The organism is Paenibacillus sp. LjRoot56 (assembly GCF_964253335.1).
Lineage (GTDB): Bacteria > Bacillota > Bacilli > Paenibacillales > NBRC-103111 > Paenibacillus_E > Paenibacillus_E allorhizoplanae.
Map to the genome: position 1 here is coordinate 26,746 of NZ_CAXURV020000006.1, position 19,062 is coordinate 45,807.

Consider the following 19,062-nt stretch of genomic DNA (forward strand, 5'->3'; position numbering starts at 1 on the left):
ACCACTTAATGTAGTTCCGCATTACTGCCCGTTACTTGAGAAAAGGCAACCAATCCACCTGGGCTGGCTGCCTTTTCAATTTGTTATTGAACTATCGTGTCCCGTTAGTTAAATGGACTTTCCCGATTATCATTTATCATTACACGCTATACAACCATTCCAATATAATAAAATTCCATGCTTCTCACATTTCGGATATCCTTCAGGGTTTTTAAACCTTTTGTCCCTAATCCCCAAATTAATCCATTCTATATATTCATCTTTTTTTATATTCTCAGGTGCAAGGATTCGAATCATTTCCATAAAACTCCCCAAATATGACATGATTAATTCTTCATTCGGAACATAATCTAAAGTATCCCATCCAATTTTCTGTTTTGCCCCTTGAATAACATTTACTAAGAACTCTTTTCGATTTCAAAGTTAATTACATCCCAAGGTATATCCTCGACATCAAACCCACCATTTCCAAGACCTCTCACTTCAATGTCGTGTTCCATAAGCCACAATATTAATTCTTTCTCTTTTTTCGTATTAGCTGATAATGTGCCACTCAGTCCCAATACGGTAAGAAAGACGGTCAATCCTCCATTGCTCATTCCGAAATCTAGGTTATTAGAGCGATTGAAAATATAGTTTCCCATGTCCTTTACCTGTAACGTTGTCATTAGTAAATAAGAGGTAGATTAAATGCAAAGTTCAATGTCATCTGGTCCAACAGCGAACAATGCCTTAGTTATCCCACCCTCACCCACAAACTCTAATTCGTAACCTTCCCTTGGCAAAGTATAAACTTCTACAATCGTTGCAACTTCTCCCGTTAATACACCTTCGTCATCGAAGTCTTTAAGCAATCTGACTACATCGAATATTTCAAATTTCACTATAATACTCCGCTCCATTCAACCTTTTAAATATTAATGTTTAACCATATTTTAACATACTGAATTGAAGATATCTGCCCAATAGCTTAATGGCAAAAGGAGCAGCTGCCTCGGCATCTGCTCCCTGGTTTGTTTCAACTAACGTTCTGCGTTAGCTTAGTAAATCAACTCATCACATTTCACTGCAATTAACGTCTTTTTATTTCATTTACTACAGGTTCAGAGACTGAGACTACATCAACAATGTGGTCAAGACAACAAATCCCATAGTGCTTTAATGGTCCTGGAAAATCTACTGATGCGAAAGTCCCAACAGTAATAAAATCAAGATACCTTGATTTCTTATAGATTCTAAATATTTCCCCTTCAAACTCCTCATAATCATCCCATGTTGTAAATGATTCATTTCGGATTGAATATGCAACGTAAGTCTCAAAGTCAACTTGTATTACTGGCGAGTTTTCGTCAATGATAATTGGGTATGAATCACCAAAGTTTTTTTCACCGATAATAAGTGGTTCAGCTTCTCCCGTTTCACTTTTACTGAAGTGCAGTCTTAATGAATTTACTTCAGGCTCTGTAAGACCAAAGAAAAATATATCCTTTTGTTTCATTAAGTCTTTATATTCCAACTCGCACCCTTCCCCTCAATTCATAATTCAATAATACTCCATTAAACTGCCCGTTAATTTAACAAACAAAAAAGAGCTGCCGCGTAGGCAACTCCTCAACTATCGTTATCCGTTAGCTGAACAATCTTCACTTTTTATCTAATTAAATAAAACTGTTACTTCTTACTAGTTCTTTGATCAATGACTTGTATTTCCTCAACATCTTTTAAGGCATCTTTTAATAACAAGGTTAGGTATCCATCTACTCGGAAGTGTTCCAATTCCTGACCCTTAAAAATATAGGATGCTGAAAACGGAAAAATTCCTAAACTAAAACCTTGATCTTCTTCCCGACCACTGAATCCCTGCAAAATTATTCTAAGGGACATTATATCATGTTCTAAATAAACTGCAGGAACTTCTTAGTAAATCTTTTTATCCTTTCCTATGAACTTCAAACCGCCAAACAATTTTTCCGATATTTTCTCTCCAACTTCTTCAATACATAATTCTGATTTTAATGACGCATTTCCGACTAAGTATGGTATTTTTTCATTCACTCTTGATTCTCTCCTATTAATTAAGGCTATGTTAAACCTTAATTGTTGTTTTTATCCCTAAAGAAAACCGCCCTTTGAAAAGGCGGTTAATTAAACTATCGTTATCCGTTAGCGTAATCGACCAGCTGAGGAACAAAAGTGGTTAATTTATTGCATTTTCATCGAACCAAACATCTTGTTCTTTCCCTGCGGTATTAAATCTATATCCATAAGGTAAAGCGAAATATTTCATTAGGTCTGGCCTTTTAAATGCTAAATGGTGATAATAAACCGTCATCAAAGATCCCACGTTATCGTCATACAGGTCAGTTGTAAGCCACCATCCTGACATATGCTCTGGTGAAGGATATCTCACTGCATCGACTGCTAGTCCTTCGTACACACCTTTAGAAATAACTATCATTTGATTAAAAATTGGAAATTTCGGAGTTGCTCCGTTTTCCTGACATTCTTGTTTCTGTTCTTGGACTACTTTAATTGCATAGTCTGCACCTTCACCAAAACCTTCACCATTGCTTTGGACTTCCCATATCTCATAATAAAGTTCAGAAAGTTCACAACATTTTAACAACCAAGAATGGAATGCAATGGTTTGGTCAGGCATAATTAATGGTTTAGCATCAATCACGTAATTAATTAGGTATCTGATCAGCTCTACATATCTCATTATGCAACCTTTTTTTAATGGATATAATAAATTCTTTTTCAATCATTTTATATAGTCCTTTTGTCTGAATGTATCCATTTTCAAACAAAATTTCAATTCCGCGATATTCAATCATTAATTTTCTCCTCATTTCAAATCATTGCACTTCGTCCCTTTTTACAGTTGATTAGTAATTCTAGTTCCATATCACTTTTCCCTTGTCATTATACTATACTCCCTTAACGAATCCAGGGAGCAGCTGCCGCGAGGCGATCTGCTCCCTAATTATTACGCTATCGTTCCGCGTTCAATCCGTAAAAAGATTGGATAAATAATTAAAACTCCACACCGCGAACTTTAGAGAATACCATAGTATCTCTCAATGAACCATCTACATCACAGTTATCATTTCGAAGAATTCCTTCTAATGTGAATCCTAGGCGTTCGGCTATTCGTGAACTTCGTGCATTGCGTCCATCACATCGGATTTCAATTCTATTAGCCTTTAACTCCTGTACAGCATAGTTTGTAATAGCGTCTACTGCTTCAGTAATATATCCTTTATTGCCAAAAGATGTACGCACCCAATAACCAATTTCAAATTTACGCGATTGCCAATCAATTCGATGTAAACCGCTGCTACCAATTAATTGGCCTGTCTCTTTCAGAATAAGGAGTAATCTTAGATCGGTGCGATCCAAGAATTGAAGCCTAGCTCGTCGGATACTTATTTCAGACTCTTCAATTGTAGGAATGTTCCCAGCCCACGGCATCCAGGGACGCAATTCTTCGATACTTTCTTTAACTGCCTCATTTACCGCCACGCCATCTTCCCATAATGGGGCTCTTATAAGCAATCGTTTACTTTCAAAGCTCTCAGGTATCGTATATAGTATCGGATCGGTTGCTTTAGTGCTCATTCAATAACCCCCCACAGAAAATATTTCCATAAGATTAACAGCATTTTACTCATTCTTCAATATAAAATTAACACGTTTATGAAGTAATCTGCCCAATAGTTTAATGAACACGGGGGAACTAATCTTCAACATCTGCTCCATGTAAATGATTCAGTTATGACAATATATTTAACTAGAGGTATTTTCATCATAACCCCAAAACTCTAAAAGCCGTTTATTTTCTCTAATATCATCCTCGGATAAACGGCCCAATTTCATCTTTGCAAGAAGAAGGAGGTCTTTATTATCTGTATACGTAAAGTCTTTATAGATCTCCTGGTTCTTCTTATGGAATAGATGAATTAGTTCAGTTAGTTCGAAATATGGCAATGTCCCTGATTTCCATTCCAAAAAAGAATGATACAAAGGCTCCAGGGCTTGTTCAGTTTCTAATTTGTGATACTCATCAATAATTTCACGTTCTAGTTGTCGTTTTTGTTGCTTAGGAGTTAGTCTGTTCTCCAATTTATTTACCCCCTCTTTTTTGTTTTACTTTGAAATGTTGAACTAACGTTCTTCGTTAGATTCCTGTAGATGGATAAATTTCAGCTTTGTAAAAAAAGGAGCGCCTCTGTACGATGGAAGTACGCTACGGGTCAAAATCCCTTTAATTCCATCATCCAGGAGGACGCTCTACTATGAAGTTTAAATCACAAGATAAGCAAAATCAACTCATTGAAAACATTACCTTTAATCATATTGTTGTTGGTGTAGACATTGCTCAGGAGTCACATGTTGCCAGAGCGGTTAACTTTCGAGGTGTCGCTCTCGGTAATCCTTTAGTGTTTAGTAATGACGAGGATGGTTTCAAGTCCCTCGACCGTTGGATTCGCGACTTGTTAGCTTCATTTAAATTATCTCAAGTTATCGTTGGTATGGAACCGACTGGCCATTACTGGCTAAGCCTTGCCGGGTGGCTCCAAAACAAAGCCATTGAAGCCGTACTTGTTAATCCGCATTTAGTTAAAAAGAATAAAGAAAACCGCGACAATACACGCTCTAAAAGCGACAAAAAAGATGCATTAGTTATTGCAGACATGGTGAAAAACGGCTACTACTCCCCTGTCCGTTTCCACTCCTCTGAGTACGAAGAGTTGCGCGTGCTCATGGCTAACCGAGAAACGGTCGTTAAACGACTCGTAAGTGCCGTTAACCAGATCCACCGCTGGGTCGACATTGTCTTCCCTGAACTGAGACAAGTCTTTAAGATCTTAACTTGTAAAGGTGCACTGTTAACCCTTCGGCTATTTCCGCTCCCGGCTGAGCTATGTAAACTAAGTCCTGACGATGTAATTAAAGGATGGCAGAAATCAATGAAACGGCATTCAGGTGTGCGTAGAGCTCATCTACTCATCGATCTTGCCAAGAAAACTGTTGGATCTAGGCAGGCAACACATGCTTACAAACTCCATCTAGAGCAGCTCCTTGAGGAGCATGACTTAGCCACTAAACAACTGCAAAGAATCGAAAAAGAAGCCAAAGACGTTGTTGAACGTATCCCCTATTCAGGCAAAATCCTTGCCATTACTGGAATAAGTGCAATTGCTCTAGCTGGTATTTTAGGAGAGTCTGGAGATCTTAGAGGTTATGCGCACGGGAATGCTCTACTCCGTCACGCAGGCCTCAATGTGACCGAAGCAAGCTCAGGTAAATGGAAGGGTCAACTGAAGCTCAGTAAACGAGGCCGTCCACGCCTGCGTCACTTTCTCTATTTAATTACGATGTGCATGGTCATGAGTAACCAAGAATTTAAAGCCTTACATCACCATAATGTTCAAGTAAAAAAACTCAAAAAGATGAAATCTATTATGAAATTATGTGGAAAGCTAGCTCGACTCTTAGTAGGAATGGCCCGTAGTGATGAAGCCTACAACCCCGATAAAATCTTTGCAGTAGCAGCTTAAAATATACCTTATCTCACGTAAGTTGGCGTATTCGCATTCGCAGGAGACAAAGAAAGCACGGAGTATCGGGATACATTACGCAAAAGGGCTCTGACCCGTTCCGTTAGAAAGACCGACCTCCACCCCTTAGATAGATGTGACGAAGGAATGTAAGGGCTATGACCCGTTGAGACATGGGAGTGAAAATCACTAAGGGCATCGTGGAGAATACGTGCAGCATTTGGAATGAATTGGGTGAGTTAGCTTCACCTCTGTTCCCGCATGCCTTTTTAACGACACGTCCTAATATTTCCCGCTCTCTTTCATTCATTATTAACATCTAAGAGATGAAATCCTGCGAATAGACGAGCTTGCGTGAGGAAATCAAATCATTCCGAGGGAGCTTAATGTCCTCTTGTACAACGTCGGAAACTCTAAGAGCTGGGCGAAGTTCAAATCAATACATCATAATTTTAGCAAACGCGTTCTCGCGACGTTCTCCAGTTGGATTACTGCGGGGCAGAGCCACACGAACCTCATAAGAGCCAGTTTTGGCTCTTTTCAATCCGTATTGCTCCAATTGCTTTGGGATAAACGTATCTGTGTCTTCAACGGTTTGGTTAGGAATCAGTTTTGAAGTTGCCAAGTCCGCTGTACAATCTCCACCTGGCTTGATGGATAGCTCTTTTTTTGACTTTTCGTGAACAATTTCGACAGATAGGTGACTCGGGCAGCTGGAACTTCCTGATAAGGAGGTATAGGTTTCATTTCCAATATTCGTCACTTTCGTGTGAACTGAAATTTCCTCGTATCTGCTAAACTGGTTCTTGTCTAACTGGATATCATATACCAAGTTTCCAATCGTTACTTGGGTTTGAATCGGTTCTATATTTCTTGGTTTCTGAGGGAAGACAAGGACTACTATAGCAATTGCTATGATAATAAGACCTATTATTAATTTCTTTTTCATTTCCTCACGCCTTTACCTTAATCTTGGTTGATATAGATACGTTGATATTGATTTAAATGTTGCAATTTCCTACTTGGTAAAATTTATCATTATACAGTTTCGTTAACCGTTAACACAACAGGCCACCGAGTTTATCACCGGCAGCCTGACCCTCAACAAACGTCCCCACAAATTCAAGTACGTTACTAAATTTTTAAACCATCTGGAAGAATAATTTCACCATTCTCACTACTGACATTGAAAAAACCAACATTATGCTTAGTTGCTAACATGCGAACATGTTCGTACGCCTTTTCAGCTACTGACCATGCAAAGGCCATGTAAATAGCATTCGATGCAACACAATAATCAGTTAATCTTTCCTCAAGCTCCTCATTCCCATTAATTTCCTCATCAGATGGTGCAAATGAACCGTTCATAGCAGGAAATGACTTGATACTTTCTTGAAACCAATTTTGTAGTGACGTAGTTGTGTGTGATATCTCGTTATAGTCTACATCTTCACTCCAAGTTGTTAAGTTTTCATACCAAGACATAAACTCTTTCTTTGTTTTTGGAGTTCTCGTATTTTCAAATACCAATAAATAGTAACTCATGATTCGTATACCCCCGGTAATTTGGTAAATCAGGTGTAAGCGTATATATTTTTAGCAAGTGTTGGTACTGAAGAGAACTCCCGATACTTGAACGAATAAAAGAGGAGCTGCTACAAGGCAACTCCTGCACTATCGTTTACCCGTTAGTTCAACGAAATCATCAGCTAACTTAAGTCAAATGTTGACCATCCGTTATCCCGTATTCGATATAGTAAGTCTAAATAAATGCGAGAACACTTACGAAAGTTTCGCTTTGTAATTCTCTCCCACAGCGTTTTTTTGTATGGAATTATTATCTTTATTCTTGGTTCACTAAAAAATTCAATTTGCAACATACAACGCCAAGCCACACATTTCGATTCAATTTCTTTTAAATCTGTTATATTAAAGTCGTTAGATGAATTCACATAATTCACAAAATTTTTTCTGCACTCGAGAAAATCAATATAGTGTGTTTCCCCTTCATCAATGTAGTATAAACCCTGAGGAGTAATTTCTTTTATACTTTTATAATGAACCTCTTTACCACTAAGGCGACAATATTCCACAGAGTTCACCTCATTCTATAATATCCTTATCCTTTGCGGACTGCTCGTTTAGCGGAGTGGAGGGCTACCACGTGGTAGCCAACCAGATGTTAACTATCGTTCTCCGTTAGTTTAACATTCATTCATGCAATATGATAAACTTGGACTGAGGTGATTTAACTAATGCCATCAAACAAATTAATGCTATCAGGTATTTTTCTCTTTGTACTGATGTATTACGTTCAAAACAATATGCATATAAGATTGCATCTGTTTGAAGTAATAATTCCACTTATTGGGGTTGTCCTGTTTATTGTTGGACTAATTACGAGGGACAATGAATAGTCAACTGTTAAACTAATCTGCCCGTTAGTTCAGCGAACAAAAAAACGGATGCATCAGCATCCGCTGTTCAACTATCGTTACCCGCTAGCGCGATCATTCAAGTCAATTACTCGTCCCATTTGGAATGAAGGACATGATGGCAAAAGTTGGGGCGCTTATATCCCGGAAGAAGCAATTCGCACACGTCGGCGTTAATCGTCCCGTATGTCGTTTCCGGTTTGTGTTTGAAGCCTTCCAAGAATGCATGTAAGATGTTGTGTTTGAACCGGTTGCGAGGAAAAGCCTCGACGACTTGCTGCCGCGCTTCTGTTGAGATGAGATCGAAGTTCTTCCCGACCACATCATAACCGACGCCAAAATTCATAAGCGCCACTTCGGTTTCCTTATATTCGACGATTCCGATGGATGTATGCAGGGCAACAGCATCCCATACAAGCCGAATGGAATCTTCCGGGACGCCGCGACTTTTAAGAAAATCGCGGGCAGCATTAGCCCCATCGACCTCAAAGCGTTTGTCCATGCTTCGGAATGCGGAAGTAAGACCGATATCGTGGAAAAGCGAACTGATATAAAGCAATTCAGAATCGTATTTCATTTGATTCAGGTTACCCTTCATAGCCGCAAATAGAAATACCCGGTTAGAGTGGTTCCACAGAAGGTCGTCGCCATGCTCACGCAATAATTCAGCAGCTTCAACGGCTAGTTTACTATCGGGAATCTTTATATCAGCGATTAAATTCGTCATCGACAACTTCCCCCTTATTCATTCGTTAACCAATTATAGGACTTGATCGTTGCGAGATCAATGCGCCAGTTTCTATTACAATGATAGATCAACTGAATGAAAGCTTGGCATGCCGCTCAATCACGAAATGCTCTCTTCCACTTCGCGTCTCGCCTCGAGCAGTCTGCTCGCTTCCTTTCCATATTTCTCATTTGTGGGACCGAATATGCGGAACAATTCACGCCAATACTCCCAATAATTATTACCGTATTTCATCGAACGTTTAATAGGGACAGGCCCAACAATAATCCTTCTTGACCTTTTTTATCCAGCCCCTGAATAGGTTTTTTTTGAGTTCTCCTTATGACTGTGTAGGTGATGCTTATCCGGGTTGGAATGGAAAATAGGGAGAACCATTATGGTCCTCCCTGATTGAGCTAACGTTCTCCGTCGAATATGGTTTTTTGGAGCAATTGCCTTTGCAGTTTGTTGGACATTCGGAGGTTATTTTCTGAATGGGTTCCTAAACTATTCGGGCTTAGTCGGCGGGGCTGTTTATTTTGCACTCAATTTAATATTCAAAAAAATGTCAAATAAGGTAGATTGATTACACAAAACTGCCCTTTAGTTGAGAAAACGGCAGTCCTTATGCCGGCTGCCGTTGCTCATGTTTATTGAGCTATCGTTCTCCGTTAGCTTAGTTCATTGTCTATAATCTGTTCAGTATAGGTTTTTTTCCACATGCCATTACAAAATTCATCATCGCATATGCCTCAGGAGAATTATTTATGTTCTCAGAAGCTTGGTTTAACTGATCGAATTCTTCCTTATTGAGGATCCCATTCTTATAAAAAGCTATAAAACGATTAATATCAAATTGCCTTTTGAAACCCTCAATTCCATGAAGATCACTATGCTGTGTTACGGTATCCATATCTAAATCAATATAACCTGCTTTTGCTAGGAGTCTAGGCAGACTCCTACCGATATACCGATTACCGCCTTTTGATGCTTGATAATTCGCTAGTTTCTGTATAACAGAAGATAGTAAAGTAAAATTGGGTTCAACTACTCCAAAAACTTGGTCATCTACATCTATGATGACCAGTTTCCCACCAGGTTTTAGCACTCGAAAGATTTCTTCGGCTGCCTTCTCTGGATAATGTAAATGTAGAAAAAGTAATCTTGCAATGGCAAAATCAAATGTATTATCAGGCAATCCAGTATCATATACAGACGAATGCACAAACTGAAGTCTTGGTGATGGGAATTTGTCTAACCTACTTTTAGCTACATCCAAAAGGTCTATATCAACTTCGAGAGCAGTAATCTTACTATCCTGTAATCCATTTAAAAGTTGTTCTGTAACGAAACCTGGACCACTTCCCAACTCTAATACGCTCATGCCGTTCTGTAATCCATACCAACTTAAATTACGGAACTCTTTATCCCAACCCATCATTGCTTGGACTTTTAACCTCTCTACTTCGTTTTGAAAACCTAACTTTGCATTTGCAATATTGTAAGTAGAATCGCGTTCGTTCATTTTTACCCCCTAATATGAGACATATTGCTTCCTAAATATTACCACAAAGATAATTTCCCTTACACTTCAATAGAAACAGGAAGCAGTTGCCGGATGCGGCGATCTGCTCCCTGTTTATTTCACAAACGTTACTCGTTTGTTTAGCCATCAGCCTAAAGTAAGTAAGGATTTACGTACTTATTTAATTTTATTATCTGTTCAGGCTCTTCTTTAGTATTAATGACTTCAATGACTTCCCCAGATTCACTCGTCATGTACTTTCTTTTAATTTTGAATATCGTTCCTTGAAATTCAATGTATTTGGTATGGTCAAGTACAACGGGGCTTGTTACAGGTATAAACCGTTTATGGTTAGGCAATTTGAGGTTATAACCAATATTCATAAAATCACTCCCATTATAAATGCCTATAAGGTTTTTCAAACTATCGTTCGCTAGTTTTGTTCCCCAACTGTTCCTCAAAGTTGCTTGCCTTGTTTAGTTACTCTTTCAGATAGGAATCAATCGGCCCAAAATCTCCGCAAGAAATTATTAGCTCCGCACTGTTGGGCATTGAGAAAAAGCCCATTGTTTGAGATACATATCCGTACTCGCTGGGATCGACGTGTACAAGGTAGCCGTTTGTAAAATCATTATGAGCCAGTCTTAGTAATTCCTGTGCGAAACCAATTTACCCATTTTTACTTAAAGTGATCATCACTCGATTATTTTTTAAAATATCAACCTGTCCTACGTTATCTTTGTTTGTAAACTCGGGAGTGTCATCATCAATATTTAAATTAACCACTACGGAATCCATACTCTTCATGTGGATTGTAACTTGTTTTGTCGTTTTTTAATCACTGCTTTGGTCTATTCGGATTTAAGTTTTGGCGCTTTCTGTAATATATTTTGTCGTTTCATAAGGTTATTGTAAGATGAAATGACACAATGTTGTGCTCTCCTCCAGCGAACCTGCTTTATGTGTGGGTCTGAGTTACGTTTACTTGAATGAATCCGAACCAAGTTCAGGAAAATTAAAAAGCCGTTATTGAAATACCTAAAAGAGGTATTTCAATAACGGTTTTACATAATCGGATGAAATGGCTTAACCCCAGAAATGGTTTTTACCTTGACGAGATAACTCGTATCCCGTTCCTGCAACTAAATACAACCTTATACTAAACAATAATTGGAATGATGACAAGCCTAAAATAAAGATATAACTTCCATTGCAATTGATGTTTTTCCAATCCCCCCCCCGAGGAGAGAAGTCTTTTAAAAGAGTTTACACAATAAAATTTGACAGACCCCGAAAGTTAAGTAAATAACGAAGTATCTGCCTTTTCAAGATACACATAACTTTCTAATTTTTGAGCTAACTGTTGTTTATCGAAGAATATTTTATTTAGACCCAGTTTCCCCGGTTTTATATACAATTGTATTCCAGATTCAAATAAGAACTTGTAGTAGTCAATTAAAGTTCCCTTGGTTATCCTAATAAAATAATTTTGCGATTGATATAACACTATTAATGAAGACTCATCGTTAATTACTTTACTTTTATGATTGATTAACTCCTCTAGCTTTTCTATAAAGTCCTTTTTAATATAATAGCTATGCCCTCGTTTAACGTTATTCTCTCTTGTTATCTTTAATGCTGATCTAATTGGAATTCGTAATATTTGATCAATTGTATTTTGAATCACTGAGTTTGAATTTTTGATATTCAACGTTAATCTATCAAACACATTTTGATCAATTCCAGTAATTTTCGACAGAATTGCTGTATCTATTTTTTCATTTCCAAGTTGAAATCCACGAGTACGTATTTTAGTAATATCAATTCCTAGCAACTCATATATGCAAGAAATATCATAATAGTTTGCATTAGCTAATCGATAAATATAGCTAACTAAACTTTCATCATCACGGGGGCGAGGACGGATTGGCAATCTTTTGGGGCTGTTGTTCGATATTTTTTTTTTCAAAATCAATCGTCCTTACGATTATTTAGGCATACCAAATTCAATATTCCCAATCAGACAAAATTATATTCATAGAAAGTCAGAGATACTCAACCAAAGAACAGATAATCTTTAGTTTAACATTACATAAAAAATGCTTAATTTTTATTCTCAATCTTATGCTCCAACGCACCCAACCACTCTAACCGAGACATATTTGCTCGTTTTCTTCAATGAACGCAGATGCATTAGGATCTCATTCTAGATACAACGTGCGGAAAACGTTGCCAGTTTCGTGCCCTTCTTCGGTTAGAAGGATTCGATCGCTTTGATCAATCCAATTGTCCCAATGGAAATCAAATCCTCGAGATCTTCTCCTGTATTGTCGAATTTATTGAGGTTGTGGACACGAAGCAACGTAAATTTCTTCAGGTGGTAAAATGTTAGAGTGATTCTCCATATATTTAAACACGGCAGCCATGGACTAAAAAATGAAGTCCTGGACTGCCGCTTGTATTAAAGTATGTTCCTCGTTTGCTCAACAAACTACTCATTTATAGAAAATATCCAGAAATAATTTCCCGTATAACTTGTCAAATACCTTCAATAATTCATCAACTGGCCATGACATAATTACCGTGTTGCATCTACTGCACAGCGGAATCCTATATTTCCGGCCGAGCGGTCCGGCGTATTTTGCTACGTGCCGCTACGCGATATCGGTTGCAGTCCGATTTCTGGCATAAATACGAACTCCCACACGTTCCTGGACATTTAATACAATCCGTATCCGTCCTACACAAGTACCATGCCATCCATTTGCATGCACATCATATGTGCCCGGAGCACCCGCAGCCATCGTGACTTCCTTCCGCCTGCAAACGTTTGATATGCTGCTCAATAATAGCCTTCGAAAAAGCTGGCTTTTTCTCGTTATTCGCAAATTCGTTCGGATGACGGCTCATCAACTCAAGCAATGCGTCCCCTCGTCCGGTCGCTTCCGGCCGTTTCACTTAATTCTTCTGGAATCCCTTCGCATGGAACGGACCGCCTTCGCGAATAACCGTCCACATCGGATCGACATCGCAAGTCATCGAGGCCATCCACTCGTCGTGCCACTCCATTAAATAGTAAACAGCCTGCTTGACGATATCGGGACGTTTGGAGGCAATATTGTTAAACTCAATCGCGTCGCGCTCAAGGTCAATGATATCCATCATGATAAGTGCGTATGTGCAGCCAATTGTCAAAGCGGACGGAACGCTGGCAGACGTGGGCCATTTGGAAACAACCAAATAATCACGGCACACGTTCCCTACGGTCAAAGATTCGGCATAGCTTTCGGCAGGCCTTGAACCCAACATCTCCGCAAGCGTGGGCAGAAGATCGAGATTGTCGTGCAGCCCTTCGCGGACGCCAGGCTGCACGCGGTCCGGCCAGCGAATAATCATCGGGATGCGGCAGGTACCCTGGACCAAAACTGATGATCCTTAGTAGGAGGAGCACCAGTTTTCTTCGTTTGACAGTCTATAAAGAAAGCGGTATTTCTTTAACTCCTCTGACGATCATCCCGGGTCGCCACTCGAGCCCGTTTTTGTCTACCTTTAGTTTGATTTGAGGATAACGCTTAAGTAGATTCGTAATGGCAATTTCACCTTCCAGGCGAGCGAGGGGGGCGCCCAGGCAAAGGTGAATTCCTGTTCCAAATGCAAGGTGTTGGCTTTTTTGCCGGGTAATATCAAAAATTTCTGGATCTTGGAACTGGTTCGGATCGTGGTTGGCGGAATTCAGCGCAACAATCACTAAGTCTCCCTTTGTGATTGACTTGCCTTTGAACTCCAAATTTTCTCGCGCCCATCTCGATGTACTGAATTCGACCGGACCGTTGTAACGAAGCACTTCCTCAATTGCGGTATGGATCAATTCCGGATTATTTTGAAGCTGCTTAAACTGTTCCGGATGCTCTAATAAAGCAAGAATGCTATTGCCGATCAAATTAACGGTTGTTTCGTGTCCGGCAATAATGAGGAGTGTTACTACGCCATATAGTTCCCTCTCTGTTAACCGATCGCCCTCATCTTCAGAAATGATTAGCTGGCTAATTAAATCTTGCCCAAGATTTCCCCGCACTTTGGCAAACCACTGTCCAAGGTACTGGATGAATTCGTTTATGTGAGTATAAAGTTCAGCTGCATTTTCACCACTTGGACCCTCGATCAACGAATTGGACCAGACGCGGAACTTATCGCGGTCTTCAGAAGGAACTCCGAGCATTTCGCAAATGACGATAATCGGCAGCGGGAAAGCATACTCGTCGATTAAATTCATACTATCTTTCCCGGAGAGGTTATCGAGTAGTTCATCGGCAATTTCTTGAATGCGGCCTCTCAACCCGGCTATCATTTGCGGCGTAAACGCCTTTTGGACGAGTCCGCGTAATCTTTTGTGATCGGGCGGGTCGGCAAAAAGCATATTGTGGGTAAAAACGCTTGCGGTTTCTTTATCCGCGCCGGATATTTTAAAATTATCCTTAATAAATCTGGGGTCCTTCAAAGCCTCGACTGCATCTTCATATCTCGTTATCATCCATCCGTACTGGCCATTCGGAAGCATCATCCGGTACACAGGATCCTTCTCCCTTAATTGAGAATAAGCGGGATAGGGATTTTGAGTGAACGTTTTCGTAAACAAAAGGTTTGCCAAGTTTGAATTCATTTTAAACGCTCCTCGTATAGTATTTCTTGAAGGCAGTTATGAGCAAATTCCCATCCCCCTCGGGGGATGGGAGCCGCCATCAAAATTTCCAGCTAGTTCTTTGAAATTAGCATTTGGGACTGGACCTTCAGGCATGCCTCTGGACGATGGTTCGAACGATCGGCTTTTATTTCTTCACCATCATTTCCGCGATTTGCGGATGTCGCCGCATGAGCTCTTCCAATTCATCGTGCCGTCCTTCTGCTTGCAGCTTTTTGATATGCTGCTCAATGATAGCCTTCGAAAAAGCTGTTTTTTTCTCGTTATTCGCAAATTCGCTCGGATGACGGCGCATCAACTCCGGCACTGCGTCCCCTCGTCCGGTCGCTTCCAGCCGTTTCACGTAATCCTTCAGGAATCCCTTCGCATGGAACGGACCTCCTTCGCGGATAACCGTCCACATCGGATCGACATCGCAAGTCATCGAGGCCATTCGTTCGTCATGCCATTCCATTAAATAGTAAACAGCCTGCTTAACGATATCGGGACGTATGGAGGCGATATTGTTGAATTCAAGCGGGTCACTCTCAAGGTCAAACAGCATTTCCTTATCGAACAAATGATAGCCATCATGATAGGTGCGCATGTACAGCCAATTGTCAAAGCGGACGGAACGCTGGCAGACGTGGGCCATTTGAGAAACGACCAAATAATTGCGTCCCTCGTCGGTTTCTCCGGTCAAGGATGCGGCATAGCTTTCACCATCCCAGCTTTCGGCAGGCTTTGAACCCAACATCTCCGCAAGTGTGGGCAGAAGATCGAGGTGATAGTGCAGCCCTTCACGGACACCCGGCTGCACGCGATCTGGCCAGCGAATAATCATCGGGATACGGCAGGTTCCCTGATCGGCCGTGCCGTGCTCACCGTAGATGGCAAGCTCGCCCATGTTTTCACCGTGATCCGCAGTAATGATCACGACTAAATCGTCCATGACACCCTGACTGCGTAACGCTTCGAAGACCATTCCGAGATGATCGTCCATGAAACGGACGCCACAATCGTAGCCGTCGATCATCTTCCGCATGCCATCCATGTCGGCGATCTCGCCCGGATTGCGCGGATATTTCGCATACGTCTGGTTGTCGTACATGTTGATCTCATGCACGCTGTGCGGCCCGACCTTTTTCTTGTGCTTTTCCAGCACATTTTCATTGATCCAGGCGGGCAGCGGATCGTCGGCAAACGGATTGCCGAATGACTCTGGTGCGCGGTAAGGCGTGTGCGGATCCCAGTAATTCACGTATAGGAACCAATCGTCGCTAGCGCCGTTCCGTTTGATCCAGTCTAGCACCGTCGGGGTAACCTCTTCGGCCGATTCCATTCCGTTATCTCCCGTATCGTACACCTCATTGAATCCCGCATAGAAATGCCAAGCCGAATGCCGTTCACCGAATGGGCTAATCAGCGCGGTACGCAGGCCGCTAGAGCGTATAAATGCAGGCATGCTTTCAAAGGACAGCCTGTCCTTAAAGCTACGAGATACCCCTTCATGACGCAGTGAAGCTGCAGTTCCGCCGTGCCCAACAAGGCCGTTGCGAATGCCAAACTGCCCGGTCATTAGCGACGTTCTTGAAGGAAAGCACGGGGCGTCCGATGTGTAGTAATTACTGAAGCGAACGCCCTCTTTAGCAATCCTGTCGATGTTCGGGGAGGTGTTACGATGATAGCCGTAGCATCCTAAATGCCATGGAGCCATCGAGTCCAAATCCAAAAACAAGATGCGCATCAGTCTGCTTCCTTTCTTTTCTTCATGGATAATATTTAAATATAAGGACATGTTTAACTTCTCTTGCTGGACTTACTACGTCTACTAATTGACTGTCGTGTAATCTTCCGCGTTAAGCGTTCAGCGTAGCCAAAATGCCATCCATCATCTCTTCCGTTAATCTGCCGCCGCTCATCGTGAGCAGTTGTCGAAGAGGCATAGCGCGTACGAAAGATTCAATCATGTGGCGCACGGTAGCGTCCAATTCACCCACTTGGTCGAAGCCGAACGGTAGGTATTGCTTCAATTGATTCATGAATTCCAATCCTCCAGGGAACTCAGCCAGCTCCTCGATTGTCGTATTCAACGTAGCAAGCTTCCGGATTATAGTTGTCGAATTCACCTGAATGTTCTGCTGAAAGATAATATCTTGTGACGACTTTCCAATCAGAATTTCAAATTCGCCGGATTCAACATGCCAGTCCGCAATCTCCACGTTATAGTAGGCGAAGGAACGTTTATCCAGCACAAAAGTAATCGTCTTCTCCTCGCCTGGTTCCAAACTGACTTTATCGAACCCCTTCAGTTCTTTAATAGGACGTGTCATGCTGCTCGCGACATCTCTTACGTAGAGCTGCACAATCTCTTTGCCCACTCGCGTTCCGATGTTCTTGACTTTTACAGATACCCGAACCGTCTCCGTATCGTCAATTTCCCGCTTATCCAGAAGCAGATCGGAATATTCGAATGTCGTATAGCTTAGCCCGTGGCCGAACGGGAACAATGGTCGGACGTTTTTCGTGTCATAATAACGGTACCCAACGAAAATTCCCTCGCGGTATTCTACGCGGTCGCCGTCTCCTGGGAAGAACAAGTAGGAAGGGTTATCGCAAAAGCGCTCCGGAAATGTCTCCGCCAGTTTGCCACAAGGGTTGGCATCACCGAAAAGCAGATCAGCAATCGCTCCGCCTACTGCCTGTCCGCCGAGGTAAGCTTCCAAAATCCCCTTTACCCGGCTAACCCACGGCATCTCGACGGGGGCCCCGTTACATAGGACAACGATGACCTGGTTTTGCGCGGACGCAAGCGCTTCGATCAACAGGTTCTGGCTATCAGGCAAGCGGAGATCCTTGCGGTCGAATCCTTCCGACTCGTAGCGCTCCGGAACTCCGGCAAATACGATCGTCACATCTGCATCCCGAGCTATTGTCAGCGCTTCTTCCAACTGCTGCGGGTCTGCGGCATCACTTTCCAGATCATAGCCCTGAGCGTACATAATCTCCACGCCTTCTCCCGCTGACTTCACCATTTCCTCGAGAGCATTCTCCAGCTTGGTCGGTTTGATATGAGAGCTGCCGCCGCCTTGATAGCGTATCGTCTTGGCCAATGCGCCAATGACGGCGATCTTCCCCGACTTCGGGAGCGGCAGCAGATCGTCCTCGTTTTTCAGCAGCACCATGCTCTCTCTTGCAGCTTCCCTCGCCAATTGGTGGTGCGCTTCCGTGTCGTAGGATGCCCCGGACTTTTTGTTGTCCGCCGCTTTGAATATAACAGTCAGGAGACGTTCAACAGCCGCATCCAACTGCTGCTCGGACAGCTCGCCGTTTCGAACGGCATCGACGATTTTCCGATCCCCAAGGCCGCTGCTGGAGGGCATCTCCAGTTCAAGGCCTGCTGCAAGTGCGTCTACCCGCTTGTTGACCGCCCCCCAATCGGACATGACAAAACCTTCATGCCCCCATTCGTTCTTCAGAATGTCGGTCAGCAAATATTCGTTCTCGGAAGCGTAATCCCCGTTTACTTTGTTGTAGGAACACATGACGGTCCATGGCTGGCTTTGCTTCACTGCGCCTTCGAAACTGGCTAGATAAATTTCCCGAAGCGTGCGTTCATCTATGATCGCGTCGATTGTCAGCCGGCGGTGCTCCTGATTGTTAGCAGCGAAATGCTTCAGCGCGGTGCCGACCCCTTGGCTTTGTACCCCATTAATATGGTGCGTCGCCAGTTCGGAGGATAAATACGGATCTTCCGAGAAATATTCGAAATTTCGTCCGCCGAGTGGAGACCGTTTGATATTGACGCCGGGACCGAGTAGAATGGCAACATCCTCAGCTTGACATTCTTCACCTAGTGCGATTCCAACTTTATCCATCAATTCTCGATCCCACGATGCAGCTCGCCCTACCGCTGAAGGGTAGCATGTAGCAGGAATACTCTCAAACATGTTATCCGGCTTTTGCTTACGCAGCCCGTGAGGGCCATCCGTCATCATGATCGCCGGTATGCCGAGACGTTCAACGGCTTTCGTGCGCCAGGCATCTAATCCCGAACATAGTCCGGCTTTCTCCTCTAACGTCAATTCTTTCATTAATACTTTGATATCTCTTTTCATGGGATCACCTTTCTT

At 42.0% G+C, this 19,062-nt stretch carries 21 protein-coding genes and 2 pseudogenes; 1 reads left to right on the forward strand and 22 read right to left on the reverse strand.

The genetic code is table 11. The features are described 5' to 3' along the window. Window positions 1-398: 398 nt before the first annotated feature. The 7 genes from ACSQ8O_RS33545 to ACSQ8O_RS33575 form a co-directional block, all read right to left on the reverse strand. Window positions 399-668: a hypothetical protein gene (locus tag ACSQ8O_RS33545; RefSeq protein ID WP_436245233.1), complete on the reverse strand. Its 270-nt coding sequence runs from the start codon at window positions 666-668 to the stop codon at window positions 399-401. A gap of 18 nt (window positions 669-686) precedes the next feature. Continuing rightward, on the reverse strand, window positions 687-884 hold the full coding sequence (locus ACSQ8O_RS33550; RefSeq protein ID WP_056620528.1) for a DUF4926 domain-containing protein: 198 nt from the start codon (window positions 882-884) through the stop codon (window positions 687-689). A 188-nt stretch (window positions 885-1,072) separates the two neighbouring features. Next, entirely contained in the window at window positions 1,073-1,498 is a 426-nt protein-coding gene (locus ACSQ8O_RS33555) for a hypothetical protein (protein ID WP_436245234.1), read from the reverse strand. 419 nt (window positions 1,499-1,917) lie between these two features. After that, window positions 1,918-2,055, reverse strand: coding sequence for a hypothetical protein (locus ACSQ8O_RS33560; protein WP_436245235.1), 138 nt, complete (start codon window positions 2,053-2,055; stop codon window positions 1,918-1,920). A 142-nt stretch (window positions 2,056-2,197) separates the two neighbouring features. Continuing rightward, window positions 2,198-2,764 carry an immunity protein Imm33 domain-containing protein gene (locus tag ACSQ8O_RS33565; RefSeq protein ID WP_436245236.1) on the reverse strand — a complete coding sequence of 189 codons (567 nt, stop codon included), beginning with the start codon at window positions 2,762-2,764 and terminating at the stop codon, window positions 2,198-2,200. A 272-nt stretch (window positions 2,765-3,036) separates the two neighbouring features. After that, window positions 3,037-3,621, reverse strand: a complete 585-nt coding sequence (locus tag ACSQ8O_RS33570) for a GNAT family N-acetyltransferase (RefSeq protein WP_056620522.1) — start codon at window positions 3,619-3,621, stop codon at window positions 3,037-3,039. A gap of 168 nt (window positions 3,622-3,789) precedes the next feature. Then, window positions 3,790-4,125, reverse strand: a complete 336-nt coding sequence (locus tag ACSQ8O_RS33575) for a hypothetical protein (RefSeq protein ID WP_028554775.1) — start codon at window positions 4,123-4,125, stop codon at window positions 3,790-3,792. 173 nt (window positions 4,126-4,298) lie between these two features. Between ACSQ8O_RS33575 and ACSQ8O_RS33580 the strand changes: the two genes are divergently transcribed. Next, the gene (locus ACSQ8O_RS33580; RefSeq protein WP_436245237.1) at window positions 4,299-5,564 is read left to right on the forward strand and encodes an IS110 family transposase; all 1,266 of its coding nucleotides are present in this window, start codon (window positions 4,299-4,301) and stop codon (window positions 5,562-5,564) included. Window positions 5,565-6,000: 436 nt separating this feature from the next. On the opposite strand, the gene ACSQ8O_RS33585 is transcribed toward ACSQ8O_RS33580, so the two are convergent. The 15 genes and pseudogenes from ACSQ8O_RS33585 to ACSQ8O_RS33655 all read right to left on the reverse strand — a co-directional run bounded on the left by ACSQ8O_RS33585 (window position 6,001) and on the right by ACSQ8O_RS33655 (window position 19,047). Next, entirely contained in the window at window positions 6,001-6,513 is a 513-nt protein-coding gene (locus ACSQ8O_RS33585) for a hypothetical protein (protein WP_436245238.1), read from the reverse strand. A 185-nt stretch (window positions 6,514-6,698) separates the two neighbouring features. After that, window positions 6,699-7,109 (reverse strand): hypothetical protein, encoded by a 411-nt coding sequence (locus ACSQ8O_RS33590; RefSeq protein WP_056620515.1) that lies wholly within the window; start codon window positions 7,107-7,109, stop codon window positions 6,699-6,701. Between the two features lie 978 nt (window positions 7,110-8,087). Beyond that, the gene (locus ACSQ8O_RS33595; RefSeq protein WP_436245239.1) at window positions 8,088-8,726 is read right to left on the reverse strand and encodes an HD domain-containing protein; all 639 of its coding nucleotides are present in this window, start codon (window positions 8,724-8,726) and stop codon (window positions 8,088-8,090) included. Between the two features lie 120 nt (window positions 8,727-8,846). Further along, window positions 8,847-8,981, reverse strand: a complete 135-nt coding sequence (locus ACSQ8O_RS33600; RefSeq protein ID WP_436245240.1) for a hypothetical protein — start codon at window positions 8,979-8,981, stop codon at window positions 8,847-8,849. Between the two features lie 433 nt (window positions 8,982-9,414). After that, window positions 9,415-10,251: a class I SAM-dependent methyltransferase gene (locus tag ACSQ8O_RS33605; RefSeq protein ID WP_436245241.1), complete on the reverse strand. Its 837-nt coding sequence runs from the start codon at window positions 10,249-10,251 to the stop codon at window positions 9,415-9,417. A 152-nt stretch (window positions 10,252-10,403) separates the two neighbouring features. Beyond that, window positions 10,404-10,634, reverse strand: a complete 231-nt coding sequence (locus tag ACSQ8O_RS33610; protein ID WP_436245242.1) for a hypothetical protein — start codon at window positions 10,632-10,634, stop codon at window positions 10,404-10,406. 286 nt (window positions 10,635-10,920) lie between these two features. Beyond that, entirely contained in the window at window positions 10,921-11,058 is a 138-nt protein-coding gene (locus ACSQ8O_RS33615; protein ID WP_436245243.1) for a hypothetical protein, read from the reverse strand. Between the two features lie 490 nt (window positions 11,059-11,548). After that, window positions 11,549-12,220: a TniQ family protein gene (locus ACSQ8O_RS33620; protein ID WP_436245244.1), complete on the reverse strand. Its 672-nt coding sequence runs from the start codon at window positions 12,218-12,220 to the stop codon at window positions 11,549-11,551. A 240-nt stretch (window positions 12,221-12,460) separates the two neighbouring features. Next, window positions 12,461-12,649, reverse strand: a pseudogene (locus tag ACSQ8O_RS33625) (sigma factor); the annotation flags it as partial. Between the two features lie 180 nt (window positions 12,650-12,829). Then, window positions 12,830-12,954: pseudogene (locus ACSQ8O_RS33630) on the reverse strand (SUMF1/EgtB/PvdO family nonheme iron enzyme); the annotation flags it as partial. Between the two features lie 72 nt (window positions 12,955-13,026). After that, window positions 13,027-13,209, reverse strand: coding sequence for a hypothetical protein (locus tag ACSQ8O_RS33635; protein WP_436245245.1), 183 nt, complete (start codon window positions 13,207-13,209; stop codon window positions 13,027-13,029). Beyond that, the gene (locus ACSQ8O_RS33640; RefSeq protein WP_436245246.1) at window positions 13,210-13,623 is read right to left on the reverse strand and encodes a hypothetical protein; all 414 of its coding nucleotides are present in this window, start codon (window positions 13,621-13,623) and stop codon (window positions 13,210-13,212) included. It lies immediately after the preceding gene. A 100-nt stretch (window positions 13,624-13,723) separates the two neighbouring features. Next, window positions 13,724-14,911 (reverse strand): cytochrome P450 family protein, encoded by a 1,188-nt coding sequence (locus ACSQ8O_RS33645; RefSeq protein ID WP_436235164.1) that lies wholly within the window; start codon window positions 14,909-14,911, stop codon window positions 13,724-13,726. Between the two features lie 166 nt (window positions 14,912-15,077). After that, the gene (locus ACSQ8O_RS33650) at window positions 15,078-16,676 is read right to left on the reverse strand and encodes a sulfatase family protein (protein ID WP_436245420.1); all 1,599 of its coding nucleotides are present in this window, start codon (window positions 16,674-16,676) and stop codon (window positions 15,078-15,080) included. Window positions 16,677-16,788: 112 nt separating this feature from the next. Continuing rightward, the gene (locus ACSQ8O_RS33655) at window positions 16,789-19,047 is read right to left on the reverse strand and encodes a beta-glucosidase family protein (protein ID WP_436245247.1); all 2,259 of its coding nucleotides are present in this window, start codon (window positions 19,045-19,047) and stop codon (window positions 16,789-16,791) included. Between the last annotated feature and the right edge of the window lie 15 nt (window positions 19,048-19,062).

Excerpts from the sequence above, each read along its gene's own strand:
- ACSQ8O_RS33545 (WP_436245233.1), bottom strand. The coding sequence starts at position 668 with ATGACAACGTTACAGGTAAAGGACATGGGAAACTATATTTTCAATCGC.
- ACSQ8O_RS33555 (WP_436245234.1), bottom strand. The coding sequence starts at position 1,498 with ATGAAACAAAAGGATATATTTTTCTTTGGTCTTACAGAGCCTGAAGTA.
- ACSQ8O_RS33570 (WP_056620522.1), bottom strand. The coding sequence starts at position 3,621 with ATGAGCACTAAAGCAACCGATCCGATACTATATACGATACCTGAGAGC.
- ACSQ8O_RS33580 (WP_436245237.1), top strand. The coding sequence starts at position 4,299 with ATGAAGTTTAAATCACAAGATAAGCAAAATCAACTCATTGAAAACATT.
- ACSQ8O_RS33585 (WP_436245238.1), bottom strand. The coding sequence starts at position 6,513 with ATGAAAAAGAAATTAATAATAGGTCTTATTATCATAGCAATTGCTATA.
- ACSQ8O_RS33590 (WP_056620515.1), bottom strand. The coding sequence starts at position 7,109 with ATGAGTTACTATTTATTGGTATTTGAAAATACGAGAACTCCAAAAACA.
- ACSQ8O_RS33595 (WP_436245239.1), bottom strand. The coding sequence starts at position 8,726 with ATGACGAATTTAATCGCTGATATAAAGATTCCCGATAGTAAACTAGCC.
- ACSQ8O_RS33600 (WP_436245240.1), bottom strand. The coding sequence starts at position 8,981 with ATGAAATACGGTAATAATTATTGGGAGTATTGGCGTGAATTGTTCCGC.
- ACSQ8O_RS33605 (WP_436245241.1), bottom strand. The coding sequence starts at position 10,251 with ATGAACGAACGCGATTCTACTTACAATATTGCAAATGCAAAGTTAGGT.
- ACSQ8O_RS33610 (WP_436245242.1), bottom strand. The coding sequence starts at position 10,634 with ATGAATATTGGTTATAACCTCAAATTGCCTAACCATAAACGGTTTATA.
- ACSQ8O_RS33615 (WP_436245243.1), bottom strand. The coding sequence starts at position 11,058 with ATGAAGAGTATGGATTCCGTAGTGGTTAATTTAAATATTGATGATGAC.
- ACSQ8O_RS33645 (WP_436235164.1), bottom strand. The coding sequence starts at position 14,911 with ATGAATTCAAACTTGGCAAACCTTTTGTTTACGAAAACGTTCACTCAA.
- ACSQ8O_RS33650 (WP_436245420.1), bottom strand. The coding sequence starts at position 16,676 with ATGCGCATCTTGTTTTTGGATTTGGACTCGATGGCTCCATGGCATTTA.
- ACSQ8O_RS33655 (WP_436245247.1), bottom strand. The coding sequence starts at position 19,047 with ATGAAAAGAGATATCAAAGTATTAATGAAAGAATTGACGTTAGAGGAG.